The organism is Microbulbifer sp. ARAS458-1 (genome assembly GCF_045348205.1).
In the GTDB taxonomy this organism is placed as follows: domain Bacteria; phylum Pseudomonadota; class Gammaproteobacteria; order Pseudomonadales; family Cellvibrionaceae; genus Microbulbifer.
Window position 1 is genome coordinate 2579959 of the sequence record NZ_CP155838.1, and the last position, 26744, is coordinate 2606702.

At 55.6% G+C, this 26744-nt stretch carries 30 protein-coding genes; 6 read left to right on the top strand and 24 right to left on the bottom strand.

Features of this window, described 5'->3' with window-relative positions:
- Positions 1 to 149: 149 nt before the first annotated feature.
- The 7 genes from arsH to AAFH99_RS10640 all read right to left on the bottom strand — a co-directional run bounded on the left by arsH (position 150) and on the right by AAFH99_RS10640 (position 7028).
- Positions 150 to 869, bottom strand: coding sequence for an arsenical resistance protein ArsH (gene arsH / locus AAFH99_RS10610; protein WP_406827707.1), 720 nt, complete (start codon positions 867 to 869; stop codon positions 150 to 152).
- The gene (gene arsB / locus AAFH99_RS10615; protein ID WP_051686897.1) at positions 866 to 1927 is read right to left on the bottom strand and encodes an ACR3 family arsenite efflux transporter; all 1062 of its coding nucleotides are present in this window, start codon (positions 1925 to 1927) and stop codon (positions 866 to 868) included. Before arsB ends, arsH begins: the two co-directional genes overlap by 4 nt.
- A gap of 32 nt (positions 1928 to 1959) precedes the next feature.
- Positions 1960 to 2436, bottom strand: coding sequence for an arsenate reductase ArsC (locus AAFH99_RS10620; protein WP_043316336.1), 477 nt, complete (start codon positions 2434 to 2436; stop codon positions 1960 to 1962).
- 89 nt (positions 2437 to 2525) lie between these two features.
- The gene (locus tag AAFH99_RS10625) at positions 2526 to 2870 is read right to left on the bottom strand and encodes a metalloregulator ArsR/SmtB family transcription factor (protein ID WP_406827708.1); all 345 of its coding nucleotides are present in this window, start codon (positions 2868 to 2870) and stop codon (positions 2526 to 2528) included.
- Between the two features lie 199 nt (positions 2871 to 3069).
- Positions 3070 to 3885: an exodeoxyribonuclease III gene (gene xthA / locus AAFH99_RS10630; protein ID WP_406827709.1), complete on the bottom strand. Its 816-nt coding sequence runs from the start codon at positions 3883 to 3885 to the stop codon at positions 3070 to 3072.
- Positions 3886 to 4031: 146 nt separating this feature from the next.
- A complete protein-coding gene (locus tag AAFH99_RS10635; RefSeq protein ID WP_051686896.1) occupies positions 4032 to 6137 on the bottom strand; it encodes a carboxy terminal-processing peptidase in 2106 nt (701 codons plus the stop codon).
- A gap of 213 nt (positions 6138 to 6350) precedes the next feature.
- Positions 6351 to 7028, bottom strand: a complete 678-nt coding sequence (locus tag AAFH99_RS10640; protein WP_051686895.1) for a TetR family transcriptional regulator — start codon at positions 7026 to 7028, stop codon at positions 6351 to 6353.
- 337 nt (positions 7029 to 7365) lie between these two features.
- Here AAFH99_RS10640 and AAFH99_RS10645 point away from each other — a divergent pair, with 337 nt between their 5' ends.
- A complete protein-coding gene (locus tag AAFH99_RS10645) occupies positions 7366 to 8568 on the top strand; it encodes an efflux RND transporter periplasmic adaptor subunit (RefSeq protein WP_406827710.1) in 1203 nt (400 codons plus the stop codon).
- 5 nt (positions 8569 to 8573) lie between these two features.
- Complete coding sequence (locus tag AAFH99_RS10650) at positions 8574 to 11747, top strand: efflux RND transporter permease subunit (RefSeq protein ID WP_043316332.1); 3174 nt, start codon at positions 8574 to 8576, stop codon at positions 11745 to 11747.
- Between the two features lie 81 nt (positions 11748 to 11828).
- On the opposite strand, the gene modC is transcribed toward AAFH99_RS10650, so the two are convergent.
- From modC to modA, 3 genes are read right to left on the bottom strand one after another with little or no spacing between them, the layout of a single operon-like run.
- Complete coding sequence (gene modC, locus AAFH99_RS10655; protein WP_081847900.1) at positions 11829 to 12974, bottom strand: molybdenum ABC transporter ATP-binding protein; 1146 nt, start codon at positions 12972 to 12974, stop codon at positions 11829 to 11831.
- A complete protein-coding gene (gene modB / locus AAFH99_RS10660; RefSeq protein WP_043316330.1) occupies positions 12964 to 13656 on the bottom strand; it encodes a molybdate ABC transporter permease subunit in 693 nt (230 codons plus the stop codon). Before modB ends, modC begins: the two co-directional genes overlap by 11 nt.
- Positions 13646 to 14479, bottom strand: coding sequence for a molybdate ABC transporter substrate-binding protein (gene modA / locus AAFH99_RS10665; protein ID WP_231491502.1), 834 nt, complete (start codon positions 14477 to 14479; stop codon positions 13646 to 13648). The genes modB and modA overlap by 11 nt, the downstream gene beginning before the upstream one ends.
- A gap of 103 nt (positions 14480 to 14582) precedes the next feature.
- On the opposite strand from modA, the gene AAFH99_RS10670 reads away from it, so the two are divergent.
- The gene (locus tag AAFH99_RS10670; protein ID WP_406827711.1) at positions 14583 to 15242 is read left to right on the top strand and encodes an RNA polymerase factor sigma-70; all 660 of its coding nucleotides are present in this window, start codon (positions 14583 to 14585) and stop codon (positions 15240 to 15242) included.
- Between the two features lie 38 nt (positions 15243 to 15280).
- Positions 15281 to 15478 (top strand): zf-HC2 domain-containing protein, encoded by a 198-nt coding sequence (locus AAFH99_RS10675; RefSeq protein ID WP_406829176.1) that lies wholly within the window; start codon positions 15281 to 15283, stop codon positions 15476 to 15478.
- On the opposite strand, the gene AAFH99_RS10680 is transcribed toward AAFH99_RS10675, so the two are convergent.
- A complete protein-coding gene (locus tag AAFH99_RS10680) occupies positions 15475 to 16389 on the bottom strand; it encodes a mechanosensitive ion channel family protein (protein WP_231491500.1) in 915 nt (304 codons plus the stop codon). The genes AAFH99_RS10675 and AAFH99_RS10680 overlap by 4 nt on opposite strands.
- Positions 16390 to 16550: 161 nt before the next feature.
- Positions 16551 to 17582 carry a site-specific integrase gene (locus AAFH99_RS10685; protein WP_081847899.1) on the bottom strand — a complete coding sequence of 344 codons (1032 nt, stop codon included), beginning with the start codon at positions 17580 to 17582 and terminating at the stop codon, positions 16551 to 16553.
- A 204-nt stretch (positions 17583 to 17786) separates the two neighbouring features.
- On the opposite strand from AAFH99_RS10685, the gene AAFH99_RS10690 reads away from it, so the two are divergent.
- Positions 17787 to 18857, top strand: a complete 1071-nt coding sequence (locus tag AAFH99_RS10690; protein WP_043316322.1) for a DNA-binding protein — start codon at positions 17787 to 17789, stop codon at positions 18855 to 18857.
- Between the two features lie 61 nt (positions 18858 to 18918).
- Entirely contained in the window at positions 18919 to 19425 is a 507-nt protein-coding gene (locus AAFH99_RS10695) for an acyl-CoA thioesterase (protein ID WP_043316320.1), read from the top strand.
- A gap of 17 nt (positions 19426 to 19442) precedes the next feature.
- Here AAFH99_RS10695 and AAFH99_RS10700 read toward each other — a convergent pair whose 3' ends face one another.
- From AAFH99_RS10700 to AAFH99_RS10755, 12 genes are all read right to left on the bottom strand, one after another.
- Positions 19443 to 19781, bottom strand: coding sequence for a hypothetical protein (locus AAFH99_RS10700; protein WP_231757319.1), 339 nt, complete (start codon positions 19779 to 19781; stop codon positions 19443 to 19445).
- Between the two features lie 368 nt (positions 19782 to 20149).
- Positions 20150 to 21418, bottom strand: coding sequence for a site-specific integrase (locus AAFH99_RS10705; RefSeq protein WP_043316318.1), 1269 nt, complete (start codon positions 21416 to 21418; stop codon positions 20150 to 20152).
- 471 nt (positions 21419 to 21889) lie between these two features.
- Positions 21890 to 22225, bottom strand: a complete 336-nt coding sequence (locus AAFH99_RS10710) for a hypothetical protein (protein ID WP_406827712.1) — start codon at positions 22223 to 22225, stop codon at positions 21890 to 21892.
- A 114-nt stretch (positions 22226 to 22339) separates the two neighbouring features.
- Positions 22340 to 22618, bottom strand: a complete 279-nt coding sequence (locus AAFH99_RS10715) for a hypothetical protein (protein ID WP_406827713.1) — start codon at positions 22616 to 22618, stop codon at positions 22340 to 22342.
- Entirely contained in the window at positions 22611 to 23165 is a 555-nt protein-coding gene (locus AAFH99_RS10720; RefSeq protein ID WP_406827714.1) for a hypothetical protein, read from the bottom strand. Before AAFH99_RS10720 ends, AAFH99_RS10715 begins: the two co-directional genes overlap by 8 nt.
- Positions 23158 to 24012, bottom strand: a complete 855-nt coding sequence (locus AAFH99_RS10725; RefSeq protein WP_406827715.1) for a hypothetical protein — start codon at positions 24010 to 24012, stop codon at positions 23158 to 23160. Before AAFH99_RS10725 ends, AAFH99_RS10720 begins: the two co-directional genes overlap by 8 nt.
- The gene (locus AAFH99_RS10730; RefSeq protein ID WP_406827716.1) at positions 24009 to 24737 is read right to left on the bottom strand and encodes a hypothetical protein; all 729 of its coding nucleotides are present in this window, start codon (positions 24735 to 24737) and stop codon (positions 24009 to 24011) included. Before AAFH99_RS10730 ends, AAFH99_RS10725 begins: the two co-directional genes overlap by 4 nt.
- Complete coding sequence (locus AAFH99_RS10735; protein WP_406827717.1) at positions 24734 to 25114, bottom strand: hypothetical protein; 381 nt, start codon at positions 25112 to 25114, stop codon at positions 24734 to 24736. Before AAFH99_RS10735 ends, AAFH99_RS10730 begins: the two co-directional genes overlap by 4 nt.
- Positions 25111 to 25356, bottom strand: a complete 246-nt coding sequence (locus AAFH99_RS10740) for a hypothetical protein (protein WP_406827718.1) — start codon at positions 25354 to 25356, stop codon at positions 25111 to 25113. Before AAFH99_RS10740 ends, AAFH99_RS10735 begins: the two co-directional genes overlap by 4 nt.
- A 9-nt stretch (positions 25357 to 25365) precedes the next feature.
- The gene (locus AAFH99_RS10745; protein ID WP_406827719.1) at positions 25366 to 25671 is read right to left on the bottom strand and encodes a hypothetical protein; all 306 of its coding nucleotides are present in this window, start codon (positions 25669 to 25671) and stop codon (positions 25366 to 25368) included.
- Between the two features lie 30 nt (positions 25672 to 25701).
- Positions 25702 to 26559 (bottom strand): major capsid protein P2, encoded by an 858-nt coding sequence (locus AAFH99_RS10750; protein WP_406827720.1) that lies wholly within the window; start codon positions 26557 to 26559, stop codon positions 25702 to 25704.
- Positions 26560 to 26561: 2 nt separating this feature from the next.
- Positions 26562 to 26720 carry a hypothetical protein gene (locus AAFH99_RS10755; RefSeq protein WP_406827721.1) on the bottom strand — a complete coding sequence of 53 codons (159 nt, stop codon included), beginning with the start codon at positions 26718 to 26720 and terminating at the stop codon, positions 26562 to 26564.
- Positions 26721 to 26744: the final 24 nt, after the last annotated feature.

Here is a 26744-nt window from a genome sequence, read left to right on the forward strand (position 1 = left end):
GCAGGGCGGCAGATCAGGATCATTTTGAGCCGTTGGAGAGTGTAATTCGTGAAGGGTAGAGTTCCGAGGGTGTCGCCCTGTGCGCTTCCATACGCAACAGGGCCTGAGGTCGGTGCCGCGCGCTGCGCCACAATGCAGATGGCTTGCGCTTACATGGACCGCTGATCGATCCGCTTGCGAAACTCTTCGCTGGTTTCCTTCCGCTCGGAGTAGCGATCGGTAAAGTAGTCCCGCTTGTCTTTTAGCAGGTAGGTAAACTTCATCAGCTCTTCCATTACGTCCACTATACGGTCGTAATACGAGGAAGGTTTCATACGGTCGTTGTCATCAAATTCCATCCAGGCTTTGGCCACCGATGACTGATTGGGGATGGTGACCATACGCATCCAGCGGCCGAGGATGCGCATTTGATTGACCGCGTTAAAAGACTGAGAGCCTCCACACACCTGCATCACGGCGAGAGTTTTTCCCTGGGTGGGTCTCACGCCTTGCATGGCCAGTGGAATCCAGTCAATCTGGGCTTTCATGATTCCGGTCATGGCACCGTGCCGCTCTGGCGATGACCACACCATCCCGTCGCACCAACTGGCGAGCTCGCGCAGCTCCTGCACCTTGGGGTGGTCAGCATCCGTATCATCCGGCAGCGGCAACCCGGAAGGGTTGAACATACGGGTCTCTGCGCCCAGGCGATTGAGGATTCGTGCTGCTTCCTCCGCGGCAAGCCGGGAGAAAGAGCGCTCTCGGAGTGAACCGTAGAGCAGCAATATCTTTGGCGCCGACTCTTCAATCGGCGCGGTTAGTTGACTTTTGTCGGTATCCTGAAAGCACTCAGTTACCACATTGGGCATATCCTGTATTGGCTTGGTCATACTTCCTCTCCCACTTTTGTCGCTGCAGGAACATCGGCATTCCCGTCGAACCAGTGCCGGGTGCGGTTGGCAATTGCTACCAGAGACAGCATGACCGGCACTTCTACCAGTACCCCAACAACGGTTGCGAGTGCTGCGCCGGAGTGTAGGCCAAATAGCGAGATGGCTACGGCCACGGCCAGTTCAAAAAAGTTTGATGTACCGATCATACACGCGGGCGCGGCGATGTTATGGGGCAGCTTCATTTTATGCGCGGCAGCGTAGCTGATGGCAAAAATGCCATAGGTCTGGATGAGCAGTGGAATGGCAATCAGCAGAATGGCTAGCGGATTATCGATAATGGTTTCGGCCTGAAAGCCGAACAGGAGAACGACGGTGGCGAGCAATCCGGCCACGGAGATAGGTTTTACCCGCTGCAGAAAATTGTTGAGTCGGCTGTGATCATTCGCCTTGTCCAGGGCGCGGCGAGTGAGTATTCCGGCGATCAACGGTAGTAGCACATACAGCACCACGGACAGAATCAGTGTGTCCCAGGGTACGGTGATATCACTGACACCAAGCAGCAGTGCGGCGATCGGTGCAAATGCGAAAATCATGATTACGTCGTTGACGGAAACCTGCACCAGGGTGTAATTCGCATCGCCACGAGTGAGCTGGCTCCAAACGAATACCATGGCGGTGCAGGGTGCGACACCCAGCAGAATCATGCCGGCAATGTATTCCGATGCGGTTTGCGGATCGACGAGATCGGCAAATAGGACGCGAAAGAACAGCCAGCCAAGCGCGGCCATAGTAAACGGTTTGATCAACCAGTTGATGACCAGGGTAAGGGCAAGGCCCTTGGGTTTATCACCCACATGTTTGATGGATGAGAAGTCCACCTGCACCATCATCGGGTAGATCATGACCCAGATAAACACTGCCACAGGTAGATTGACGTGTGCGATTTCCATGCCCGCGATTTGCTGGAACAACCCCGGGGCCATGTTTCCCAGAATAAGGCCGGCGAGAATGCACAATCCAACCCATAGGGACAGGTAGCGTTCAAAAATTCCCATTTTCTGCTCTCCTGATGGTTACTGCCAGTTGCTCACTCTTCGCCTTGAATCAATGCCTGGGCGGCGTCACGAAGTTCTGAGCCATACTTTTTGTCCAGGTTCTGCTCGAGCATTCTTTCTACCCGTTTCTGGATAATATCGATCGTCTGATTGAATGCCTGTGCCAGCTCTTCTTCGCTGCCCTCAAGCTTTGACGGATCTTCCAGCCCCCAATGGACCTTGGTCGATTCCCCCAGCCAGATCGGGCAGGCTTCACCGGCAGCGCTGTCGCATACCGTTACTACAAGGTCTGGAACCCAGCTTTCAAATTCGTCCCAGGACTGACTTTTCAGGCCATCTGTCGAAATACCCTGCTCGGCGAGGTATTTGAGGGAAAGTGGGTGTACCTCACCACTGGGCTGGCTGCCCGCGCTACGGGCTTCGATGCGACCCTGGCCGAGGTGATTGGTAACCGCTTCGCTCAGAATGCTGCGGCAGCGATTGTGGGTGCAGATATAGAGAATTTTCATCGGTTGTACTCTTAGTAGAGAAGGTCAGTGGATATTCAGTGCGGTGACTTTCGCAGTCAGATTAAAATCGTGGACACTCGTTTGACCGGTCAGCAGCAGTTGTTTGCACCACTGGGACGGTCCTGCATTTCGTTCAATGCCTGTTGGTTAGGTTGGATAAAGCCGGTGTTCCCGCTTAGCGTCTGCTGTAGAACCTCCGTTACCCAGCGCGGAAGATCCGGCGCCAGACGGTAATACACCCACTGGCCGCGACGTTCATCCCGCAGCAATTCGCAGTTGCGGAGCTGTGCCAGGTGGCGAGAGATCTTGGGCTGGCTCTGGTTCAGTGCGCACATCAACTCACAGACGCACAGCTCTCCCTCACTGGCGATCAGCAAAAGGCTGCGCAGCCGAGTGTCATCGGCCAGACATTTAAAAACGGATACCGGGTTCATCGGGTACTCCAGGCCCCTGGGGGGGGCTTCTATGCGGATTGCAGGTAGGATATTCGAAATAGCATATATATGCAAAGGCATATATTAATGCCTGAATCTACCCGCTGGAATGAACGTGCTGGGAGGAGGGCGCGGGGATGCTGCTGGAGGGGGAGGTAAGGCGCACCAGGCAGGCTGGTGCGCACTTGTGTCCGTTTGGTCAGATATCAAATTCCGCCCAAACTGGTGCGTGATCGGAGGGGCGTTCCATACCGCGAATATCGTAGTCGATACCGGTATTAACGCAGCGCTCGGCAAGCATCCGCGTCGCCAGAATCAGGTCGATACGCAGTCCGCGGCGGGGTTCGCGGTCAAACCCTCGGCTGCGATAGTCGAACCAGCTGAACAGGTCATTGGTCTCCGGATTCTGCGCGCGGAAGGTGTCTACCAGCCCCCAGTTGTGAATCTTCTCCAGCCATTCCCGCTCCTCCGGCAGGAAGCTGCATTTGCCGTCACGTAACCAACGTTTGCGATTGGGCTCACCAATGCCGATATCCAGGTCGGTCGGCGAGATATTCATGTCGCCGATCACCAGTACCGGCGCCTGGTTGTCGCAACTTTTGTTCAGATAGGCATCCAGGTCCGCGTAATACTTGCGCTTGGCCGGGAATTTAACCGGATGCTCACGATTTTCGCCCTGGGGGAAGTACCCGTTGATAACCGTGAGCGGTTGCTCTGCACCGATATCAAACTGGCCAGCCACCAGGCGGCGTTGCGCGTCATCGGTGTCGGTGGGGAAACCGTATTGCTTTTTGATAAATGGATAACGGGAGAGAAGGGCAACGCCGTAATGGGTTTTCTGGCCGAAGTAAATCACCTCGTAGCCGAGGTCGCGAATCACATCTTCCGGAAAATCCTCGTCGGTAACCTTGGTTTCTTGCAGGCCGATGATGTCCGGTGACTGGGTTTTTACCAGTGCTTCCATCTGGTGCAGGCGTGCACGGATACTGTTTACGTTAAAGGATACAACTTTCACTTTTCCCTCCCCCGATCAGTTTTATTAAGCGGTCAAAAAGCCAAAGCCCGCGGCTCGATATGAGCCGCGGGCTTGGTAATGTTTTTCTCAGCCTGGCCACCTTTCTTACAGCGGTCTCAGGCCACTTTGGTTGGGGCGAACCCGACTCAGTCGAAGTTGGCTACTTGCGGCGAGTTCGCGTGTTTCTTCAGGCCGATAAAATCGGCCATGATGTAGCCGGCTTCATTCAGTACCGGATCATCTTCCAGGGTGATTTCAGTAGGGCCACCTACTGGCGCAGTGTCGTCTGACTCACTCTTCTCGTAGGCTTCAAAGCTTTCGTAGGGCTCCAGTCCCTTCGCTTTGCGGCGCTCGTTTTCCATGGCGAGAATTTCCTGATTCAGGTTCTCCCGCTCTTGAATGCGCGCTTGCTCATTGAGGGATACCGTTTTGCGATCGGCACGCTCGGATTGATATTCGAACTGTTTGCGCAGGAAGACGAAGTCGGGGTCGGCCGCGGTGCGCTTTTCGTGTTTTTTCGAGAGCGCCGGTACCATGTCTTTCAGATTAAAGTACTTGGCGTGACGCACAGCGTGGATACGATCCCAGGGCAGGGCGGTATCGTAGGCACTTTCACCCACCTGTTCGCTGTCAATCAGCTGTGGCATGGCGATATCGGGCATTACGCCAGCGTGCTGAGTGCTGTCGCCAGAGACCCGGTAGAACTTCGACTGCGTGATTTTCAGCTGACCTTCTTTCAGGGGCGCCATGGTCTGCACGGTGCCTTTACCGAAAGACTGGTTTCCTACCACCAGACCGCGGTTGTAGTCCTGGATCGCACCGGCAAAAATTTCCGAAGCGGAAGCCGAGAGACGATTGATCAAAACCACGAGTGGGCCGCGGTACATGGCGCGTGAGCGCGAGCGGTTATGGCGGGAAATCTGCTCATTAGCGTGGCGAATCTGTACAACCGGACCCTGATCAATGAACAGGTCGGTGAGCATGGTGGCTTCCTGTAGTGAGCCGCCGCCGTTGTTACGCAGGTCCAGAATGACACCGTCCACGCCTTCCTTCTGCAGTTCGTCCAGCAGGCGTGCTACATCACGAGTGGTACTTTTGTAGTTCGGATCGCGGCGACGGTAGGCTTCAAAGTCGATATAGAATGTGGGCAGGTTAATGACCCCTACCTTGTAATTCTGCTCACCGTCGGAAAACTCGAAAATCGCTTTCTTGGCTGCCTGGTCTTCCAGTTTCACCTTGCTGCGTTTGATCGTGATGGTGCGGTGGCTGCCGTCGCCGCCTGTGGGGATGGTTTCGAGGCGTACATAGGTACCTGCGGAGCCACGAATCAGGTCCACCACATCGTCCAGGCGCCAGCCCACAACATCGACCATTTCACCATTCTGATCCTGGCCGACGGCGACGATCTTGTCGTTCGGCTTGATTTTACCGGTGCGGTCAGCCGGACCGCCGGCGACCAGGCGTGCGACCTTGGTGTACTCATCTTCCATCTGTAATACGGCACCGATACCCTCCAGCGAGAGGGACATGCTCATATTGAAGTTCTCCAGGGAGCGGGGAGACAGGTAATTGCTGTGGGGGTCGTATAAACGGGTGAGCGAGTTCATGTAGAGCTCGAACACGTCGTCGCTGTTCTGTTGGCTGAGGCGCTTCAGCTGGCCTTTGTAGCGGCGCTTGAGCAAATCGGCGATTTCATCATCGCTTTTGTCGGTGAGACGCAGATTCAGCACGCTGCTCTTGAGACGCTTGCGCCATAGGTCGTCTGCTGCACTGATGGACTGGGGCCACTCGCTTTTTTCCCGGTCGAGCTCCAGGGATTCATCCTTGGTAAAGTCGAATTCGGGCAAGCCATTTTCCAGCTGCGACACGATATTGTTCAGGCGGTCTGATATGCGCAGGCGGTAGCGGTTGTAGATATCAAAACCGCGGTCCACGTTGCCCGCGCGTAAATCGTCGTCGAGCTTGGTGCGCCACTGGCGGAATTCATCGATGTCTGAGGACAGGAAGTAGCTTCGGGTGGGGTCGAGGCTGTCAATGTATTCGTCCCACAGGCCGGCAGACATCTCATCACCGACTTTCAGTTTGTTGTAATGCAGCATCTCGAGCTTGCTGACAATCTCGCGGGCGGTTCCACCCTGGTCTTCGTGGGGTTTGAGCTCTTCGGTGTCAGCGGCCAGGGCGGCCGGTGAAGTCATTACCAGGAGAGAGAGGGAAAGGCCGGAAATCAGCGCGGCTATTCGATTGCTAAGCATAAGGAGTCTCTTTATACGTCCTACTTCAAGGCGTCCCACTGTCATTTTCCCGAAAGGGGGCTTCCGGAGCAGTGGCGACTTATAGCTTAGGACAAGTATAAAGGCTGAAAGCTCCGAAAGGCATGAAATGCTTCTTGAACGAGGCGAAAGGTTCCTGGCTCAAGGCAATGGGAGGGAGGAATTTCCCGCCAGCCGCGTTGGCATGGTGAAAAATTACTCAGATTCAACCTTTGCTTCTGCCAACTCTGAGGGTGCCGCAGCGGGATTCTTCCTCAGGTGGGCGGAATTTTTCAGCATTTCCAGCATCGCTTCTACATGACGGGCACCGACTTCGGCAATGTTGAATGCCTCCGGCTTCATCAACCACTCCTGCAGTAAACCGATAATTCCGGCATGTACCAGCGGAACCGCGACCTCCACATCCAGGTCTGAGGGCAGTTGCCCCACAGTCACCGCCCCCTGGATCAGGGTGCGCAAGCGCTCGGTGCCTTCTGCGTGACCCTCGCTGCAGCGCTGGTGAATCTCACCATTTTCCGGGACCCATTCGCAGCGCAGCAGAATGATGGCGAATATGCGGTGCCATTGCTCGTTCGACATAACCTCCCGGTACATGAACAGGCAGCGGTTCCTCAGTTCCCCCAGCGGATCGCAGGATTGATGGGGCGCCTGACACAGGGACTCGTCCGGCAGCTGAATGCGGTCGGCGAGGGCGCTGAACAGGTCCGCCTTGTTCTGGAAGTGGCCATAGACTGCGCCGCGGGTAACGCCCGCGAGTTCGGCGATCTCGGTTAGGGAGGGGCGAGAAACGCCCCTGCGGTCGAAGACTACCACCGCTGCATCCAGAATCTTTTCGCGGGTTTCCAGGGCGTCTTCTTTGCTTCGTTTGGCCATATCGAATCCTGATGAAAGGTACTGCGCGACGGGGTTCTGGCGCATCGCTAAGATGGCCGATCTTACTTTACATTCATGAATGAATAAATAGTTGATATTCATTCATGAATGTATTTAAATCGCCTCAGTTGCCGGACTGTCGCTGAAAGTCAGGTCAGTCCGGCAAGGGTTTTTCATACTTGCCCCTATGGGGCCAATACACTGAGCGGGTCTTTCAGTCACCCCGTCACGCTCTTCTACGACCGCCGCTCAGGTTCGCCTGAGGGGCGCCGTTTTTCCTGTTATCAATCGCGGTGGTGCCATGTGGCACCGGTATGGACGCAATCAAGAGGTCGTCATGTTGCACAAAAAGAAGTCGTTGATCTCCGGCAGTCTGTTGCTTGCCGTAGCGCTGCTAGCAGCCTGCGGAGAAAAACAGCCCGCCATGCAGGGACACACGCCGCAGGTCACCGTCGTCACGCTGGATACGCAGCCAGTCACATTGACCCGACAGCTTCCCGGTCGCACCAGTGCCTTCAAGGTGGCGGAAGTTCGTCCCCAGGTGGATGGCATCGTCAAGGATCAGCTGTTCAAGGAAGGAGGGCTGGTGGAAGCCGGCAGTGCTCTGTATCAGCTGGATGATGCCCGCTACCAGGCGGATTATGACAGTGCCAAAGCCTCTCTGGAGCGTGCCCAGGCCACACTGAGTGTCTCGAAGCTGCAGGCAGATCGCACCCAAGAACTGGTAAAGACCGGTGCAGTGAGCAAGCAGGACAACGACTCCGCCATTGCTGCACTGCAACAGGCGAGAGCAGATGTCGCATCGGCGAAAGCCGCGGTTCAGCGCGCCAAGGTGATGCTGGATTTTGCCCGTATCAGTGCACCGATAAGCGGCCGCATCGGGATTTCCTCAGTGACTCAGGGCGCACTGGTGACAACCAATCAGGCGGCACCGTTGGCAACAATCCAGCAGCTGGACCCGATTTATGTGGATCTCACCCAGTCGGTCAGCGAATTGCTGAATCTACGCAAGGCACTGGCCACGGGCAGTATGCAGGAAACCGACGACCTGCCCGTAACCATTCTGCTGGAAGACGGCAGTCCCTATCCCCACGCTGGAAAACTCGCATTCTCTGAAGTGAGTGTGGACCCGAGCACCGGCAGCGTGCGCCTGCGGGTAGTGGTGCCGAACCCGGATAACCTGCTGTTGCCCGGCATGTACGTGCGCGCATCGGTAGGTAGTGGTCAGCGCGACAACGCGGTACTGGTTCCACAGCAGGGTATTGCGCGGGATCCGAAGGGTAATACCACTGCCATGGTGGTCGGCGAAGGCAACACTGTGGAAGTGCGTCCGGTTCAGGTTTCCCAGACCGTTGGCAGCAACTGGTTGGTGGAGAGTGGTTTGAAGGCCGGTGATCGGGTGATCGTCGAAGGTCTGCAGAAAATCCGCCCGGGGGTGGTGGTAAATCCGGGAGAGGCGGCAGCCCCCGCACCGGTGGATCTGCCGGCGCCCAAAAATGAAACTGCAGGTAAGCCGCAGAACGACGCCAGCAAGGGGTAATTGAAATGGCAGGTTTCTTTATCGATCGCCCGATTTTTGCCTGGGTGATCGCCATCGTCGTGATGCTGTTTGGCAGTCTCGCGATCAGTAAATTGCCGGTAGAGCGATACCCGGATATTGCGCCACCGGTGGTCTCCATTACTGGTGCCTATCCCGGTGCCTCGGCGAAAGTCATCGAAGACTCGGTGACTCAGGTAATCGAGCAGAACATGAAAGGCCTTGATGGCCTTCTGTACATGTCGGCTACCAGTCAGTCTATTGGTACTGCGGAAGTGACTCTGACGTTTGCCAATGGTACCGACCCAGATATTGCCCAGGTACAGGTTCAGAACAAGCTGCAGCTGGCGATGCCGCTGTTGCCGGAAATCGTACAGCGGCAGGGGCTCACCGTCGGCAAGGGCCGGGCGGGCTTCCTGATGGTGGCGGGTTTCGTGTCCACTGACGGCAGTATGAAGAAAGAGGATATCGCCGATTATGTGGTATCCAATCTGGTAGACCCCCTCAGCCGGGTGCCTGGTGTGGGCAGCATTCAGGTGTTTGGGTCCAAATACGCCATGCGCATCTGGCTGGACCCGAACAAGTTGGATGCTTATAAACTGACACCTACGGACATCATCGCCTCGGTACAAAACCAGAACTCGCAAGTTGCGATTGGTAGCCTGGGTGGGACACCGGCAGTAGAGGGGCAGCAACTCACCGCAAGTATCACCGCGCAAAGCCGCATGCAGACACCGGAAGAGTTTCGCAATGTCGTGTTGCGGGCAAACTCCGATGGATCGGTATTGCGCCTGGGGGATGTCGCGCGGGTTGAAATGGGTACCGAAAGCTACGACTTCCTGACCCGCTACAACCGCGCGCCCGCTACCGGTGTGGCCATCTCCCTGGCGACCGGTGCCAATGCGCTGGAAACAGCCGAAGCGGTAAAGCAAAAGCTGGCAGAACTGGAGCCGAATTTCCCCACGGGCCTGAAGACGGTTATTCCTTTCGACACCACGCCGTTTGTTGAGGTGTCTATCAAGGGTGTTATCCAGACACTGGTTGAGGCGGTTATTCTGGTGTTCCTGGTGATGTTGCTGTTCCTGCAGAACCTGCGCGCTACCATTATTCCCACGATCGCGGTTCCCGTCGTGCTGCTGGGTACTTTTGGCGTTCTGTCGGTACTCGGTTTCTCGGTGAATATGCTCACCATGTTTGCGATGGTGCTGGCGATCGGCCTGCTGGTCGATGACGCCATCGTGGTGGTGGAAAACGTCGAACGTGTGATGCACGAAGAAAAGCTGTCGGCGAAGGAAGCCACCAAGAAATCCATGAAACAGATTACCGGTGCTCTGATCGGCATTGGTGTTGTGTTGTCCGCGGTATTCGTACCCATGGCGTTTATGGATGGCTCGACGGGTATTATTTATCGCCAGTTCTCTGCCACGATTGTCGCCGCCATGACCTTCTCGGTCATCGTCGCCATCGTACTTACCCCAGCGCTCTGCGCCACCATGTTGAAGCCCGGTGACCACGGTACCAAAAAGGGCTTCTTCGGCTGGTTTAACCGCAACTTCGATCGCAGCGCGGCATCCTATCAGCGCGGTGTGCGGGGCATTCTTGCTCGCAGTGGGCGCTTCATGGTGATCTTCGCACTACTGAGCGCGTTGATGGTGTTTCTGTTTGTTCGCTCGCCGAGTTCCTTCCTGCCGGAAGAAGACCAGGGTGTGCTTTTCTCACTGGTACAGACACCGGTGGGCGCGACCCAGGAACGCACTATGGAATCGGTTGAGAAATTGGAAAACCATTTTCTCGATAATGAGTCCGATCTGGTTGAATCTGTTTTCTCGGTGCAGGGCTTCAGCTTTGCCGGAAGTGGCCAGAATAACGCCATGGCGTTTATCAAACTGAAGGACTGGGACGAGCGTGAGGAGGAATCGGAGCAGGCTGGTGCCGTCGCCATGCGCGGTATGGGTGCCCTGAGTCAGATCAAGGACGCCATTGCCTATGCGTTCTCTCCACCCGCTTTGCCGGAATTGGGCACCTCGGCCGGCTTCGCCATGTATCTGAAGGATAACGCGAACCAGGGGCATGAGGCGCTGATCAATGCCCGCAACCAGCTGCTGGGTATGGCTGCCCAGAGTCCTCTGCTGGCCGGTGTGCGCCCGAATGGTCAGGAAGATACGCCCCAATTCAAGTTGAAGGTTAACAATGCCAAAGCGGCGTCGCTCGGCGTGTCCATTGGTGATATCAACAACACCCTTGGGGTTGCCTGGGGTGGCCAATATATCGATGATTTTATCGATCGCGGCCGGATCAAGCGCGTGTACATACAGGCCGATGCGCCGTTCCGTATGAACCCGGAAGACTTCCGTCTATGGTCAGTGCGCAACAGTAACGGTGAGATGGTCCCGGTGTCTTCCTTCGCGACGTTTGACTGGGATTACGGTTCGCCGCGTCTTGAACGCTATAACGGCGTGCCCGCTGTGCAGATTCAGGGGCAGGGTGCACCTGGGGTGAGCTCCGGTGACGCCATGGCAGAGATGGAGCGTCTGGTCAGCCAGTTGCCGGAAGGCTTCGGCCTTGAATGGACCGCACTGTCTTATCAGGAGCAGCAGGCCGGGTCGCAGACCACGTTGTTGTACGCGCTGTCGGTATTGATCGTATTCCTGTGCCTGGCGGCACTCTACGAAAGCTGGACGGTGCCCACCGCCGTGCTGCTGGTGGCGCCATTGGGTATTCTCGGTGCGATCGTCGCCAGTAACCTGCGCGGTTTCGAACGCGATATCTATTTTCAGGTGGCGATGCTCACGACCGTGGGGCTTACCAGTAAAAACGCTATTTTGATCGTGGAATTTGCCAAGCAGAACCTGGAAGCCGGTATGGAGCTGATTGAAGCCACAATGGCGGCGGTACGCGACCGTCTGCGCCCGATCATTATGACCTCGCTGGCCTTTGGTCTTGGTGTGTTGCCGTTGGCAATTGCGTCCGGCGCGGGCTCGGGTGCGCAGCAGGCCATCGGTACCGGCGTGCTCGGTGGCATGATTGTGGGCACACTGCTGGGTATATTCTTTATCCCGCTATTTTTTGTTGTGGTACAGAAGTTGTTCGGCAAAACGGTGGCGAGCACCGAAGGCGAAAATTTTGTCGGTAAGCTCGGGATCGAAGCGGAGCGCGCCGAGCGACGCTCAGAACCCGCGTAGACCGATGTTAAGTCTGTAAACCTTTGGCCGGGCATCGCGAAAGCAGCCCGGCCTTTTTTGTGTTCGGCAGTTACGTCTTGCTCAACGTACGATCGCCACAGATTTGATCTGGGCCCACACGGCAGTGCCTTTTTCAAGTTCAAGCAGGTGAGATGATCGCCGGGTAATCCGCGCAATAACACAGGAATGCTTTTCACTGCCCGTTATGTTGCGGGGGCGCAGTCGCACCAACACCATCGCCGGGTCTGAATCTGCGGATACTTCATCCACACACATTGGTAGCCGGTTCAGGATGCTGGATTGCTGATCTTCCTCCAGGGTCAGGCTTACATCCCGCGCGAGGATTCGAACGCGAAGCTGCTCACCAACGGACTCACCACTGTCTCGTAGCCACAGCTCGCCGCCTCCAAATCTTGCGCGCATCAAATTCCACTCAGGGTTTCGGTCCATGACTTCTGCACCCAGCAATACCCCCAGGTCATCGCCTACCTGCACCGGGAAATCCGTGCGCGACAGCAATTCGGTGGCCGCACCCGCGCACTGGATTCGGCCGTTCTCCAGAAGCAGTAAGTGGTCGGCAAGACGGGCAATTTCCTCGATGGAGTGACTGACATAGAGAATGGGTATGTCGAGGGAGCGATGCAGCTTTTCCAGGTAAGGCAAAATTTCCCGCTTGCGGGCCTGATCCAGTGCCGCAAGCGGCTCATCCATCAGCAGAAGCTCGGGTTTTACCAGTAGTGCGCGGGCAATGGCAACCCGTTGCTGCTCACCGCCAGACAGGGCATCTGGTCGTTGGGAAAGTAATGGTGCTATCCCCATCAGTGCCACGATTTCATCGAATTCTTGGTCGGTGACCGTCTGCGCGGCACGCTTGCGGGCGAATGACAGATTGCCTTCGGCGGTGAGGTGTGGGAAGAGGCTGGGTTGCTGAAATACATATCCCAGTGGACGCCGGTGAACCGCAAGCCTGCTGTCGCGGCTATCCGGTGACTGCCAGCAGGTGCCGTTCACCAAAAGACTGGCATTTTCACAGGGCTGCAGGCCGGCGATACAGCGCAGAAGCGTGGTTTTTCCTGAGCCCGATGGCCCGAAGATACCGGTAACCCCATGGCCGGGTATTTCGAAATCAACGTCGAGTGTAAACGGCTCGCCGCCCGTGCTGTCCCGTAGCGGCAGTAAGAAACGTCCGGCGATCACATTTTGTGGGGGGCGCTTGTTATGGGCCATACCGCCACCTCAATGCTGCGTGGCGACGCTGCAGAGTGTACAGGGCCAACAGTACGGTAAATGAAAATACGAGCATCGCCGCAGAGAGCCAATGCGCACGGGCATACTCCAGCGCTTCGACATGATCGTAAATCTGCACAGAAACCACGCGGGTTTCGCCGGGGATATTGCCACCGATCATCAAAATAACGCCGAACTCGCCCACGGTATGCGCAAAGCCCAGCACCGTTGCCGTAACGATACCGGGTTTCGCCAGTGGCAGTGTGATATGCCAGAAGCGGTCCCAGGGGCCAGCGCGCAACGTAGCCGCGACTTCCGCGTGCCTGCGGCCCTGGGCTTCAATCGCATTCTGAATAGGCTGGACGACAAAGGGCATGGAGTAGAGCAGTGAAGCAAAAACCAGACCGGCGAAGGTAAATGGCAGCGTGCCGAGCCCGAGGGACTCGGTAAGTTTCCCCATGGGGCCTGCGGGGCCCATAAAAATGAGCAGATAAAATCCCAGCACCGTCGGCGGCAATACCAGCGGCAGGGTAACCACGGCGCTCACCGGGCCCTTCCAGCGGGATTGGGTGTTTGCCAGCCAGTAGGCCAGCGGAGTGCCGAGGATCAACAAAAGCAGGGTCACCGTTCCGGCGAGCTTTAGCGTCAGCCAGATTGCGGTGAGATCGGATTCACCCAGCATCTACTTTCTCCACCGGGGTCTGTGTTGGGGTCCCAACCCGGTAGCCGTAGCGTTCAATAATACGCTGCGCCTGCTGTCCCTGGAAAAAGGCCCAGAATGCGTCCGTTGCGGTGCGCCTTCCCTGTTCTCGGTCACGCTGCAGAATAACCGCATCCTGACGAATGGGCTGGTGCAAAGTATCGGGCACGATCCACCCAGAGCCCGCGGTCAGATTACCGTTGAGAAATACCTGTGACAGCGCGATAAATCCCAGTTGCGCATTCCCACTGGCGACGTATTGATAAGTTTGCGCAATGTTTTCACCCACAACCCGTTTCGCCCTGGTCTCGTCTTCGAGTTTCAGAGCGTGCAATACCTCCATAGCTGCAGCGCCATAAGGGGCCAGCCTCGGGTTGGCAATGGCGAGATGGCGAAAGGCGCCAGATTCGAGAGCCTGGCGCTCACCGCCGGCGAGCGTGCTATTTGCCGTCCACAGAATAAGTCGGCCCCGCGCGTAAGTAATACGGCTGGCGGGATCGGCGGATCCCGCGCTAATCAGATAGGAGACTTTGTCCTGGTCTGCAGAAAAAAAGGCTTCAAATGGTGCCCCGTGCTGAATCTGGGCAAGCAGTTTTCCGGAAGAGCCGAAGGCGACGCGCACCCTATGCTCGGAGGTGGACTCAAATGCCGTTACGATCTCGGTCATGGGGGCGGAAAAATTAGAGGCAACGGCGAGAGTGATCTCTTCAGCCAGGGTAGCAGAGCATCGCAGAAGTGCCGACAGTGCAACCAGTGCGACGCTCGCCCGGCTGATCATCCGGTACTGTATAGGCCTACTCGCCACGACTGCTCTCCTGGCCGCACTGATGGTGAAGTGTAAGAATGTAGCGCATTATACGACTAAATCATGTGGTGCCCGCCATGGCCATCCCTTACGAGTATTACCGATGACCGACAGTACGCCCGATATTCGCGACAGCGCAGGCCATATCCCTGAGCCTGACGCGGTAGGAACCGCGCTGCAAGACCCGCAGTTCGTCACCGAGCTGCGTCAGCAGATGCTGAAATTCGCCCGCTTGCAGCTACGGGATGACCATCTGGCGGAGGATGCTGTACAGGAAGCTTTGGCGGGTGCGCTCAAGAACGCGGACTCTTTTCGCCGCCAGTCGGCGTTGCGAACCTGGGTGTTTTCTATTCTCAAGTTCAAGATCACCGATCTTCTGCGCTATCGGCAGAAAGTCATCGCCACCAGCGAGCTTAGGGACGACGAGCATCGGGAGCAGGAGTTTTCCGAAATTCTGTTCAATCACGCCGGGCACTGGCACAAGGCTGAACGCCCGCACGATTGGTCTGGTCCCCAGGGAGGGGTACACAGTGACCATTTCTGGCGGGTGTTCGATGCATGCCTGAATGGGCTACCGGAGCAGCAGGCGAGGGTATTTATGATGCGTGAATTTATCGAGCTGGAGTCGGAGGAGATCTGCGATCAGTTGTCACTTTCGACCAGCAATCTGCATGTCATTCTGTATCGTGCGCGCCTGCGATTGCGAGAATGCCTGGAAAATGGCTGGTTTGACTCGAACGATCGTGGGGAGGCGGCATCATGATGAACTGTAAGCAGGCCACGCGATTGCTATCTGAACGCATGGAGCGGGAGCTGAGTCCACGGGAAAAGTTGGGTCTCAAGGTACATCTCATGATGTGCCGCGGTTGCCGGAATTTTGGTCGGCAGATGGGCACACTGCGTGATTTGGCAAAGGCCTACGCTAAATCTGACGCGGGTCAGCGGACCGATAAACAATCCGCTGATTCGGGCTCCGGGTCTGATGGCAGCGAGGGCTAGCTCCCGGAGACAGGCAGGACCGGTGCCTCGGTGACCGCAGATTTGGGGCCGTACCAGAAGCGGTAAAAATCTTCGGTCACTTTTTGCTCGATGTCGGTGGCGTCTTCTCGGGGACAGAACAGGGTGATGGTGAGTACATCGTGCCCGAGCTCGCTGGTGGTGATCTTAATCTTGGGTTCGGTACCGGCGAGATCGACCCCCATGCGACTTTCAATCAGTTTACAGTAGCGTTCTGCTACATCTTTGAACGACTCGCAGTGTTCCAGAACACGCTCGGTAATAAACGCTTTAATGGCAAACGGGTTCTCGCCTTTGCTTTCGCGCACGATCGAAAATGTGTGCTCGATATATCGGCGCATAAAGTTCAGGTTTTTCACCGGTTGGGAAAAGAACACGCTGTTTGGTACATACAGTGTGGTTCCTGTGTAGCCGTTGCCCAGACCGTGCGGGTCGATCTCCAGCAAGGTTGTGCTCAGCCAATTATTGTCGATCACCTCACCAAATTGCTCGCCAATCTTGACCCAGTCGCCAATGGTAAAGGAGCGCATGCCGGCCTGATAGATACCTCCAACCAGGCACTGCACCACGTCACGCAGCGCAATTACGATTGCCACAGAAAAGGCGGCGATAGACAGGGCAAAATTGCGCAATTCGGACACCCAGATCGCAAACAGCCCGATCACCATGATGAGATTGCCGAAATTGTGCACCATATGCACCCGCCGGCGAATATCCTGACGGGCCCAGCTGGTTTTGCGAAAAGCGTGTGTCAGCAGGTAGCGGATCAGAATTATGCCGGCGATTAACACCAGGCTCCAGGCTAGTTGGCTGTCTAATAAAGGGCGAATGAATTCGCTGTTCATGAAGGGCTCGGTCAATCGGTAATCGGTAGGGTTTGCCGCCAGTGCCATGGCTTCCTCCGGCAGAAACAATCATTGCCAGGTCGAGAGCCTAAGTATGGCGTGCAGGTTTGGGGTGGGCGAAATTTCAGGCGGCAGTGTAGCCGATGGGAGGAAAACGCCGCAATGCTTGTTGCTGGGAAAGGCTCAGGGGATGGCTCTGGTTTTGGGGCTCATGGCCCCGATTCGCGTTCCAGTTCCGCTAGTTTCACGGCCAGGTTTTCCATGAGGGTGCTGGCTGCGTTGTCTGTCATCCGCTGTCCCTCCTCAATATATTCCCAGACCGTCGCATCACTCTTCCAGCCGCCCTGTTTCTTGATCAGCTCAAAGTCCACCTTTGCCCGGGCCGCCGAAGTCGACATGCCGCGCCGGAAACTGTGACTACTCAGGGCATCGACAAAGTCGAACCCGCAGGCGGTCGCAAGCTGTTTAAGGATGTGATTCACCGCCCCAGGATTCAGAGGCTTTTCCTGAACCCGGTCCCAACGTGTAACGGCGCGAAAAACCGGGCCCCGTTCAATAAGTGCGTGCTCCAGCCAGCGTCTGAGCGCCCTCAGGGGGCAAACATCCGGCGTGCCAAAGGGGAGTGCGCGTTCCATACCTTCTCCGGTTTGGTCCGTTTTTGACCGGGGTAAAAATACGATGAGGCCATCTTCTTCCCACCTCAGATCTTCCACCCGGATTGAAACCAGCTCGCTACGGCGAAAGGCTCCGAAATAGGCCATCAGCACCAGCGCCAGGTCCCGGCGGCTTTTATGGCTTTCCGGGCTGCTACGGATATGTCGTGCGAGGGCGGCAATATGTTCCGGGCGGAGGGCTTTGGCCTTCTTCTTTGGTTGTGCGTGCAATCGGCGAATACCGCGCATGGTTTTCTGAATCAACGGATCGAGTGTGGGGCTGGCGATGCCCTGGTAGCGGTGCCATTGCCCGATAGCGGTCAGATGCAGATCCAGGGTACGGGGGTTGACGGTTTCAGCGCGCTCCAGCAGGTAGCGGACCAGGGCATCGGTGTTGGCGGGAAGGCGCCCGCCCCATTTTTCGAACTGGCGGATCGCAGATCGATAGGCACGTCGTGTACTTTCCGATGTCGCGGCATTCAGATATTCCCGCAGCTGAGGGTGCCGCGCGGGTGTGGTACTTGTCTGTGTGGCAGGGGTCTTTTCAGTTATGTGCACCTGGGCTAGGGGCTCGTCGTCGCTAAGCATTATTGACCGCTGGATGTTGCGCGAAGGTAGCGTTGTACCGGCGCTATGTTGAAGTCGTGGCTTTATTAAAATAAACCGATGATAAGTTTAATTATCGTCGGTTATGGTGTGGTTATCAAAGGTTGATTATCGATTCGAGAATAATGTAATAATACGTAACATGTAATGCGGTACGAAATAATTCCGAAACCTGGAGAGAACGAAATGGCGCGGTCCGGCGTGGGATATATCGACATTGCCAAAGCGGCAGAAGCGCTCAAGCAGCGCGGCGAAGAGCCCACCGTAGACCGGGTGCGGGCGGAGTTGGGAACGGGCAGTAAAAGTACCATCGCACCGCTGTTAAAGCGGTGGCGTACCGAAGTTCAGGGTGAGGTGATTGACACCGGTGATCTGCCGCGAGAGCTGGTAGATGCGCTAAAAGAGTTGTACGGGCGTGTGCGGGCTCAGGCTGATCTCGAGGTTGAAAAAATTCGCGAGGAGTCGGAGCGTATTCAGGGAAATCTTGAGCAGGAGCTTGCACAGACCCGAAGTGCACTGTCGGTACGGAGTGCTGAACTGGAGCAACTGGAGCAAAAGTTGCAGGTGTCGGAGGGGGAGGGCCGCAGCCTGTCCCGACGCCTCTCAACAGCGCTTTCCGAGCTGGAAAAGAGTGAGTTTCAGCGCGATGAGGGGGCGAAGCGCACTGAGGAGCTGAAAGCGACGGTTGAAGAATTGAAGGCAGAAAATCGGGATATCCGCGAGCATTTTGAGCATTATCAGCAGCGTATGGCAGAAGATCGGCAGCAGGAGCGGGATCAGGCGCGTCTGGTCGCGGACCAGCTTCGCCATCAGGTCGCGAGCCTGGGGGAACAATGCGCGCAGCGTGAGCGCAGCATTGCGCAGCTGAATCAGCAATTGGAATCGGCGCATAATCGTTGTCGTGAGCTCGAAGCCGAAAGGCAGCTGTTGATCGCCGATGTCGAGGTGCAGCGGGGGAAACTCGCAGAGACTGAGCGATCGCTGCTCAGTCTGCAGCAGCAGCTCCAACAGAAGAGCGCGGAGTGTGAGCAGCACTTGGTGCAGGCCGGCGCGCTGGACGCGCAATTGTCGGCATCCATTCGTGAAGTGGAATGGCGGCAGTCGCTGGTCGATAAGCTCGAAATCGAGGTGTTGGCACTGCGAGATGCTGTGGAAACACTGAGGCAGGAAAATCGGGCGGCTCTTCAAGAGAAGGCGGAACTGCAAGGCAGGTTCAGGCAGCTGGAGCAATCGCTGGCTGCGGCAAGTTCAGCGTAGTGCCCTCTTTTAAACCCTATTGACCACTACCCACAAAACCAAAAAAAGATAAGGAAAGCCCATGGATGAGCCACGCGAGCACCAGCTGAGCATGAGCGTATTGATGACCCCGGATATGGCCAATTTTACCGGCAAGATTCACGGAGGTGATCTGCTCTCGTATCTGGATAAGGTCGCCTATTCCTGCGCCAGTCGCTATGCGGGGCAGTATGTTGTCACTTTGTCGGTTGACCGGGTGGTGTTTCGCCAGGCGATCAATGTGGGAGAGTTGGTGACCTTTCTCGCGTCGGTCAATTACACCGGCAATACATCGTTGGAAGTCGGTATCAAGGTGGTCACTGAAGATATCCGGACCCGCGTTGTCCGTCATACCAATAGCTGCTACTTCACCATGGTGGCGCTGGACGATAATGGCAAGCCTACGCCGGTGCCGCCTCTCAAGCCAAAAACCGTGGTCGAAAAGCAGCGTTTCGAAGCGGCCATGTTGCGCCGCAAGCTGCTGCATGAGCAGGAAGCGGCACACGATGCGATCAAGGAAAAGGTGCGTGGTTTTCAGTTTGAAAGCTGACTCGCTCGCTACGCGGATCAGTTCACCGCGTAGCGCATTTCCTGGCCAGAGGGCAGGGCAGTGATATCGAGAAAGTAGGTCATATAAAAATGCATGGCTCTCGCAGCCTGCTGATCGGTGTCAAGTAGGGCGCTCAAAGGCGGGTGAAAGGTGATGAGGTGGGCCATTTCCAGATGGTAGTCCGCGCATTGGCTGGGCAACGCGTCGGCAAGTACGGTGGCGATTTGACGGGCAACCAGGGGCGCGCTGCCGAAGTCCGTCAACACGCGGGTCATGCGTCGGCAGAAGCGCTCTCGATGGGCCAGCTCCGGCGCGAAAAGTTCAATAGCGAAATAGATTTGTTGGCCGATAGACATAAAGCTCCCCCCGAGTAAAACGAGCGGCGCATCCTAGCGTTTACGTAGTCCGGAACCTATACGATATGGGCGCTTTGGCATGAATCGGCTGCCAAAATTTGTAACCAGTCGGTCATAGGATGCGGGCAACGCCAGTTCCACCAGTTGCGGGGGCGTCAATGGCGCCAATTGCCACCGTCTAGGCCGAAATCCAGCCTCCCACAGCTCCGCCAATGACTGCCAGCCAGGGCGGGAGCTTCCAGAATACCGGGGTGACCACTGCAGCGAGTTCCAGCGCGAAACCCTGCGAGCGATGAATCGCTAGGGCTACAGATTCCGGTACGGTCCGGTACGGATAGAATATACGGGGACAACTAGGCGTCCCGCAGCTATTCAACTTTCCGCCCCTTGCCACTTTCCGCTCGCACCCGGTTTTCCGTCTGTACATAGACCGTATCGGTTGTAGCCATGCTGGAATGGCCTAAATCTTCAGATAGATCCTTGAGTGCGCGGCCGCGCTCAACTTCCATGCTCGCGCCGGTGTGCCGGAGCCAGTGGGTCGAGGCCTCACGCAGTTTGCGCGCGCTGTCTTCACCCTCGGCTTGGCGCATATCGTCGTAGGCGCGATCGAATACCTGCTGGACGATCCGTGCCAGCTGCCGTGCTGTCATGCCGCCCTGACCGCGGATTTTTTCGACGATAGGGTGGTTTTCACCGGTGACGGGTAGGGGGCTTAACCCTCGGTAATGCCGGTAGCGCTTCAGGTACGGAATAAAGCTTGGCGGGACCGTGATATCCCTTAACTTGCGCCCTTTTCCGTAAATTTTCAGCCACCAGTTACCATCGGAATCCTGCCAGAAATGGCTCATCAGCGGCGACCAGGCGCGACGCTCGGAGAGCTCGGAAATCCGCAGAAACAGCGTCTTGAGCGCACAAATAATAAACAGGCTGCGCTCATGGATGGGATCTTCATCGGCCATCGTGTGTGCCACATTGAAGACATACTGCCACTGCGCCTCGGTTAAGCGCCGGATTTCCTTGACCTGGGCATCTCTGATGAAATGCCGGCAATCACCCTTGGCGATCTGCGCGGGGTTTCCATACAGGTATTCTTCGTTCATCAGGTATTTGTAGAATGCGATGATGCCGGTAAAAATCCCGGTCAGAGTCTGCTGCGATGGACGGTATTTCTTTTTGTCTGGTTCTTCATCGGCAGCCGGACGGTTTTTGGGTAGCTTGAGCCGAAACGGCGCCCAAGCAGGATTCTGTACGTAGCGGCCATTCGTCAGCTGAAACTTTTCGTGATTCGCGAGGCAAATCCAATCTACCGGCGGCTGCCAGCAGAAATCGGCGTACTCGAGGATGTCAGCTTTGCGCAGTCGGTCCATGGGTCTTTGCTTGATCTGAAACACCCATAACAGGAAACGCTCAGTTTCATTACGAAACCGTGTGTAGGTGTGTTCAGACTTGTTGCGGCCGATATAGCTGAGAAACTCCTGGCCCCAGAGCCAGTGTTCCATCCACCAGGATTCACCGGATGCCAGGTAGTCTTTAAGATCCGGGAAATCACCAAAGAACGTTTTGTCTGGGCTGACGGGCTTGAAGCCTTTGATGGCGTCATAAGTTGGGTACAGCGCGACGGGTTTCGGGATCGCCATATCTGGAGCCTGAGCGAGGTTTTTGTTGGTTTATGGAGCCAAAAGCCGATTCTAACCGCTTCCATATATATTGTCGAACACTAAACAGTATTGGACATAAGGGGGTCACTCTCCCCCTATGCCGTAGAACGGCAAGTTATATAAAGTCAACAGGGTGATTTGGCCAGCGCTCCAAAGATGTGCAAAATTGGCTATAAAACAAAAAAAATGCCTTAATCTTACCCACTTTGAGGAAAATCTCGCCTTTCTTATATTATTTTATTATATGGCGAAATTTTGGAAAACCCCGCAGAATACGGGGCGATATTGGACACAGTACCAGTACGATTCCGAGTTATCCAGCCGGCAGTCTTTGGCCGATATTCTTTCTCCACTCTTCCAGCACCAACAGCCGCCGGTCGAATTTCCAGACAATCAGCACAAGCACCATCGTCGACAGGTCACCCCCCGGCGCTTAGAATGGCGAGCAGATCATCCACCAGAATCCCCCCTGGCACGCCTTCTAATTTCTTTTGGCACAGTACCAAGGCCGAGAATGGCAAAGGTGATCAGTATCAGCGTCTGGTAATTCCACTCCGGCGCGCTCTTGAATACCGCAAACCCGGCCGCCGCTGACTCTCGCAGGGCCGGAATGTATGCGGCCACATATGGATAAAACCAGAACGCCACCAGAAAGAAGCCGACAAAACTTGTAGCGACTGCTGCCTGGCGTTCCATCTTCGCCATGGCCTTATCCTTTGCGACGCCAACGGCACTCCCAACCCAGCCTGCAAACGTCGGGAGTAGCTTTATCAATGCCGACATCATTGCGACACCTGCGCCTGCTGCTGCATTCGGTGCCGGTTTATTTCAGCAACGATCAGCGAAGCAGCCACACTCGCCAAAGTTGCAACAAGGAATTGTTTCACCACTCCCCCCTTTTTACTCGATACCGTAAATCTGCTTTGCGTAATCTTTCCTGTAATCCGGCGCCCACGGGTTCACCAAATCGACAGCCCCGAAAATATGGTTCGCCACGTTGCTAATACGATCCTCCCCGACTGCATCGGTGACCGCTCTATTTATTACGTTGTTTGGATCCGACGGGTTTACGGCTGAAAGCGCTTTTTTCCCCTGCCAGTAAATAAGACCTGCACCAACAACGGCCGCGCCAGTCAGCACCATTAACCCATCGACTTTTATGCTGACACCCTTACGCATACGCCCAGCTCACCCCCTCGCGGATATACTCTAGCGGATACGGGTTTTTACCGTTTTCGTGCCACGTCATAGCGTCGAACAATTCCGGATACCTTTCTGGCTCGACCACTTCCGCTGCTGCTATTCCGGTTCTCTGGGAAATATGCGACACGTACGCAGACACATTATTTTCATGCGCCGGCGCCCACGTCTGCAGAATATCCATCAAAGTGATTATTCCTCGCGCGCGGTAACTGTTTAAGATTCTGGCGGCTGCCCGGTACCCGTATCTCGCATCCTCAAACACGACAAACCGAGAATCGGCACTTTGATCTTCCGCCATCCCATACCACTGGATATGGTTTCTCTCTATATTCAGCGGGTTATTGTTTCTAATCCCGCGCCGCTCTTCCTGATCGCTTCTTAAAGCCTGCATAACGTCCCCCAACCCCACAGCCTCCAGAACAGAGACTCTGTCTTTTTGCTCTGACTCACCGGCACGGGCTCGGCTGGCGATGACCGCCAGCCCCCCACCTGCAACAGCAAGAGACAAAGCAACCTTAAACAATCGGCACCTCTTCCCACTCCCAATAAACTCGCAAGCTGCCCTCTTGATCATGATGACTGATTACGCCAAACCGCTGCCCATCCTCAGCAATTACGGGGTCCTCCCCTATCACGTCATATTCAAACCGCCACACACCGGCGGCAATTTCGGTAGCTACACCCGGAACTGCTACAGAAAGCCCCGTTAGTGATGTACTTCGATGATTTGACACTAATGAGTCAGGCAGGGTCGCACCTGTCGACACCTTCTTTCGTGCCCGTTGCCCGTTAGACATAACCGCCATACTCACCGGCGTTGTGTAAATCAACGGTATGTAAACACCGGCTTCCCCGAGCGTAAAACCGTCGCGGACTTCCACCACCCTGCACGTTTTGATAATTCCCCGGACTCCCGGCGGAACATACACAGAGGCCCCAGACCTCAAGGCCGTACCAGCGTCGGCAGTCGCTATATCTACGCTCGACAACCCATAGCAGGCCTCCCCGGAAGGCTGCCCGACAACTTCGACTGGCAACGGCAGCTCTCCGGCATCAAACCCCACAGCCATTGGTTCGCCCGGCTCTGTTGTCACGGTCAACTTATTTGACGTTCGATTATCAACGAATTTACGGTTTCTTATTTCGAGCGTAACGGTTTGTTCGGCACCACTTATATTTTCAACTTCCCACCGCTCAAACCGTCGAGATCCGTCAAGCCCCTGCCCTGGCAGTAGAACTGCCGCCGGCTCCGACCCGTTCTCGTCGTCGTAAAGGGTTACCCGGATTTCTCCGTCACCGCGGTTGTAGTAAAAGAAGTACCCCGGGATTGGGAAAGATTTAATTTCCCCCGCCTCAAATGTGAGAATCACTTTTCACCCCTGATAAATTTTGAGCCAACAACTGCAGCCGCTGTTATTGCGGCAACTACGATTAGACCGTTTTTCATTTCGAGCAAATTTCTATCTGCAGCTTTCGCGATAGTCTCGCCGGATTTAATCGCCGCGAGATTTGCCATAGACAACTCGGTCAATTTTGTCGATGCGTCCAACACTTCGCTTTGCTGCTCTGCGTTGTAGGTCAGAACGGAGTCCAGCAGATCCCCACCAAATACCATTGCATCTTGCAGAATCCCTGTATTTGCGTCCAAAGCATCACCAGCGAAGCTATATGCGTTTGATTGCGCATCATCTATCGCGTTGAATGCACTATCGGCCGCGCCCTGCACTGCATCAAAAGCATTTTCACCAAAAGCAAAGGCGCTCTCTGTGGATTCCTGCACCGCATCAATCGCACCGTCAAGCGCGTCACCCGCAAACCCCATTGAGTCGCTCGCAAAATCTAGCGCGTCTTCACCAAAACCAAATGCGTTTTTTGCGGTATCGGTTACCGCTTCGGCAGCCGCACGACTAGCACTCGCTGCAGCCTCAATAGCGCCCCCGTCGGTGACGCTAACATTGACATCACCGCGAACGCCGCTGACCACATTTGCGTCCTCAATATCGCCGCCGATTCCAGCGTTTATTGACTCCGTTGTCCGCTGATCATATGTAGTCGCACTATTGCTGCTGCTCGATCTGCTTTTACTTGTACTCATAATTCGACCCTGAAAACGGTTTCTACCCGCTTTAACCCAAGCGGCTTAACCAGCCGCGTGGCGACCGCCTCCGGGTGTGGCGTAGCAAACCTGACAGAATTTACCCCTGCCGCTTTGTAGTGCCGGAATAGATGGCGCAGTATTTTGACAATGTGCCTGCCTCGCACAGCTTCAAGCACCATTTCACGACACCCATTCGGCCACTTTTCGAGCCGGGTAATTAGCCACGTTTCCCACTGCCCCCCGGAGATTTTCCAAAGAGTAGACCGCCCGTCTTGAACTTCGCTGATGACTTCCTGGCGACGCTCTGGCGCGATCAGAAAATCATCGAATATCGATTCTGCTTCTTCGCACCACTTCCGCTGCTCAAATTTCATCGTGCAATTTTTTTGAAAGCCCAAACACCACCGAGCACAAGGCCACCAATGGCAGCCGCCTGCAAAATCACCTCTGAATCTATCCCGCTGGATTTTGGGGCGAGATTGAGCCCGCCCACAGTGATATTACCGGTGGCAACATCATTGCTTGCCTGCTGATCACTACCACTGCCCGCCGAACTGGATGGCGTTAGAGCACCACCACCGGTGAAGCTTGTTAAAGATCCGAAGCCCGGAAACATGCGGCCCCCTTACTTGATTGCCTTCAAGACCAGACCCAACCCGAGCAGACCCACCGAGCCATAAAGCAATGGCTTCGGCACTCTATCCCAGTAACTAGCCGGTGCCGCTGCTGCGCCTGGCACCTGCGCATTACCGCCAGAGATTGCTTCGCTACCGCTCGTATAGTCCGAGCTATGCAAAGCCTGATCCTGCGCAGCGGTGGATTGCTGTACTTTTTGGGTACCCAAGCCGGCCTTTATTTTCTGCAACTCAGTGTATTGCCCGATCAGATCGGACGCAGTGAGATCCAGAAATCCCCCTAATTTGTTGGCCATAATTCCCCCCAAAGAAAAATTGGGGCGGCTTTATGCCGCCGCCTGAGTATTACCACCCGCGACGCTCGCCCAGGTGGAAAGGTATTCCACGAGATAACGAATCTGCGACCCTGCACCGGTGCCCAGGGTAGTGGTCAGTCGCATCTGCTGTACTTGGTACCCGGTTTTTCGATCCTGCATCACCAGCGACTCGTCAAGCGTTCCGGCAAGCAGAAAATCAATACACCGACCAACACCCGCACCATACGGAGTGCGGTCATTGAGTGATTCCTCAAAATCACCTCGCGCACGGGCGAGCTTGTACGCCACCGCGTCATCTACGCGTAATTCCAGCTTTTCAACACCGTCATTTAACACGTGAATTGCGGCAATTCGGTCGCGCTTTTCGATGCTGTCAAAGTGGTTTTCACCTTCGGCATTGCCACCGATATTGTGGGTGCCAATGTAGGTAAGCAGTGATTGTGAGATGTGCCGGTTCGCAGTTTTGCGTCCCCAGGCCTTTACTGCCGGAGAAGTCACATTTTCATCAATGTCGAATTCAATCCGCACGGACTGGAGGCCACCGGTACCAAGCGCAGTAGACATACGCTGCATTTCGTCGTCCAGCTCGGTACGGCGGAAGTAGAAAGACAGGGTTCCCGCAGCAACCTTGCGATTGTAGCGCTTGTTCAACTCGTTGAGCTCAGTTCCGTCTTTGAACTTCCACAGAGTCACAGAGCGAGTCGGCGATACCAAAATGACTTCAATGTTTTTCATTTCAGAAAGCGCGATATTTGTGTGCTCAATGTGCACATCGAGCCAAGTTCGGCCCACAGCCGGTTTGATCAGCGCACGCTGACCGGGTGCCACGTTTTCGACCAAAGGAATATCGTCACGAATGCGAGCCATAGTTAGCTGCCCCCTTTTGCGATTTTGGCGGCGTCTTTCAGCGGACGCACACCGGATTTAACGGCAAAGTAAGTGACGACCCCGAACAGGCCCACACCTACAGCGGTAGACACCACAGTCTTGGTATCAATCTGGTTTTTGATGGTTGAAAGAGCGTTCACGGTTCCCCCCGGTTTCTGCCCTGC

What these genes read in the sequence shown, in the direction of transcription:
- AAFH99_RS10635 (WP_051686896.1), bottom strand. Translation starts at nt 6,137, where the DNA reads ATGCTTAGCAATCGAATAGCCGCGCTGATTTCCGGCCTTTCCCTCTCT.
- AAFH99_RS10680 (WP_231491500.1), bottom strand. Translation starts at nt 16,389, where the DNA reads ATGGCACTGGCGGCAAACCCTACCGATTACCGATTGACCGAGCCCTTC.
- modB (WP_043316330.1), bottom strand. Translation starts at nt 13,656, where the DNA reads ATGCTGGGTGAATCCGATCTCACCGCAATCTGGCTGACGCTAAAGCTC.
- AAFH99_RS10670 (WP_406827711.1), top strand. Translation starts at nt 14,583, where the DNA reads ATGACCGACAGTACGCCCGATATTCGCGACAGCGCAGGCCATATCCCT.
- AAFH99_RS10730 (WP_406827716.1), bottom strand. Translation starts at nt 24,737, where the DNA reads ATGAGTACAAGTAAAAGCAGATCGAGCAGCAGCAATAGTGCGACTACA.
- AAFH99_RS10650 (WP_043316332.1), top strand. Translation starts at nt 8,574, where the DNA reads ATGGCAGGTTTCTTTATCGATCGCCCGATTTTTGCCTGGGTGATCGCC.
- AAFH99_RS10620 (WP_043316336.1), bottom strand. Translation starts at nt 2,436, where the DNA reads ATGAAAATTCTCTATATCTGCACCCACAATCGCTGCCGCAGCATTCTG.
- AAFH99_RS10705 (WP_043316318.1), bottom strand. Translation starts at nt 21,418, where the DNA reads ATGGCGATCCCGAAACCCGTCGCGCTGTACCCAACTTATGACGCCATC.
- AAFH99_RS10640 (WP_051686895.1), bottom strand. Translation starts at nt 7,028, where the DNA reads ATGGCCAAACGAAGCAAAGAAGACGCCCTGGAAACCCGCGAAAAGATT.
- AAFH99_RS10685 (WP_081847899.1), bottom strand. Translation starts at nt 17,582, where the DNA reads ATGCTTAGCGACGACGAGCCCCTAGCCCAGGTGCACATAACTGAAAAG.
- AAFH99_RS10745 (WP_406827719.1), bottom strand. Translation starts at nt 25,671, where the DNA reads ATGGCCAACAAATTAGGGGGATTTCTGGATCTCACTGCGTCCGATCTG.
- AAFH99_RS10645 (WP_406827710.1), top strand. Translation starts at nt 7,366, where the DNA reads ATGTTGCACAAAAAGAAGTCGTTGATCTCCGGCAGTCTGTTGCTTGCC.
- AAFH99_RS10625 (WP_406827708.1), bottom strand. Translation starts at nt 2,870, where the DNA reads ATGAACCCGGTATCCGTTTTTAAATGTCTGGCCGATGACACTCGGCTG.
- AAFH99_RS10735 (WP_406827717.1), bottom strand. Translation starts at nt 25,114, where the DNA reads ATGAAATTTGAGCAGCGGAAGTGGTGCGAAGAAGCAGAATCGATATTC.
- AAFH99_RS10690 (WP_043316322.1), top strand. Translation starts at nt 17,787, where the DNA reads ATGGCGCGGTCCGGCGTGGGATATATCGACATTGCCAAAGCGGCAGAA.
- AAFH99_RS10700 (WP_231757319.1), bottom strand. Translation starts at nt 19,781, where the DNA reads ATGTCTATCGGCCAACAAATCTATTTCGCTATTGAACTTTTCGCGCCG.
- AAFH99_RS10695 (WP_043316320.1), top strand. Translation starts at nt 18,919, where the DNA reads ATGGATGAGCCACGCGAGCACCAGCTGAGCATGAGCGTATTGATGACC.
- AAFH99_RS10740 (WP_406827718.1), bottom strand. Translation starts at nt 25,356, where the DNA reads ATGTTTCCGGGCTTCGGATCTTTAACAAGCTTCACCGGTGGTGGTGCT.
- AAFH99_RS10715 (WP_406827713.1), bottom strand. Translation starts at nt 22,618, where the DNA reads ATGCGTAAGGGTGTCAGCATAAAAGTCGATGGGTTAATGGTGCTGACT.
- AAFH99_RS10675 (WP_406829176.1), top strand. Translation starts at nt 15,281, where the DNA reads ATGGAGCGGGAGCTGAGTCCACGGGAAAAGTTGGGTCTCAAGGTACAT.
- modC (WP_081847900.1), bottom strand. Translation starts at nt 12,974, where the DNA reads ATGGCCCATAACAAGCGCCCCCCACAAAATGTGATCGCCGGACGTTTC.
- arsH (WP_406827707.1), bottom strand. Translation starts at nt 869, where the DNA reads ATGACCAAGCCAATACAGGATATGCCCAATGTGGTAACTGAGTGCTTT.
- AAFH99_RS10750 (WP_406827720.1), bottom strand. Translation starts at nt 26,559, where the DNA reads ATGGCTCGCATTCGTGACGATATTCCTTTGGTCGAAAACGTGGCACCC.
- AAFH99_RS10710 (WP_406827712.1), bottom strand. Translation starts at nt 22,225, where the DNA reads ATGATGTCGGCATTGATAAAGCTACTCCCGACGTTTGCAGGCTGGGTT.
- arsB (WP_051686897.1), bottom strand. Translation starts at nt 1,927, where the DNA reads ATGGGAATTTTTGAACGCTACCTGTCCCTATGGGTTGGATTGTGCATT.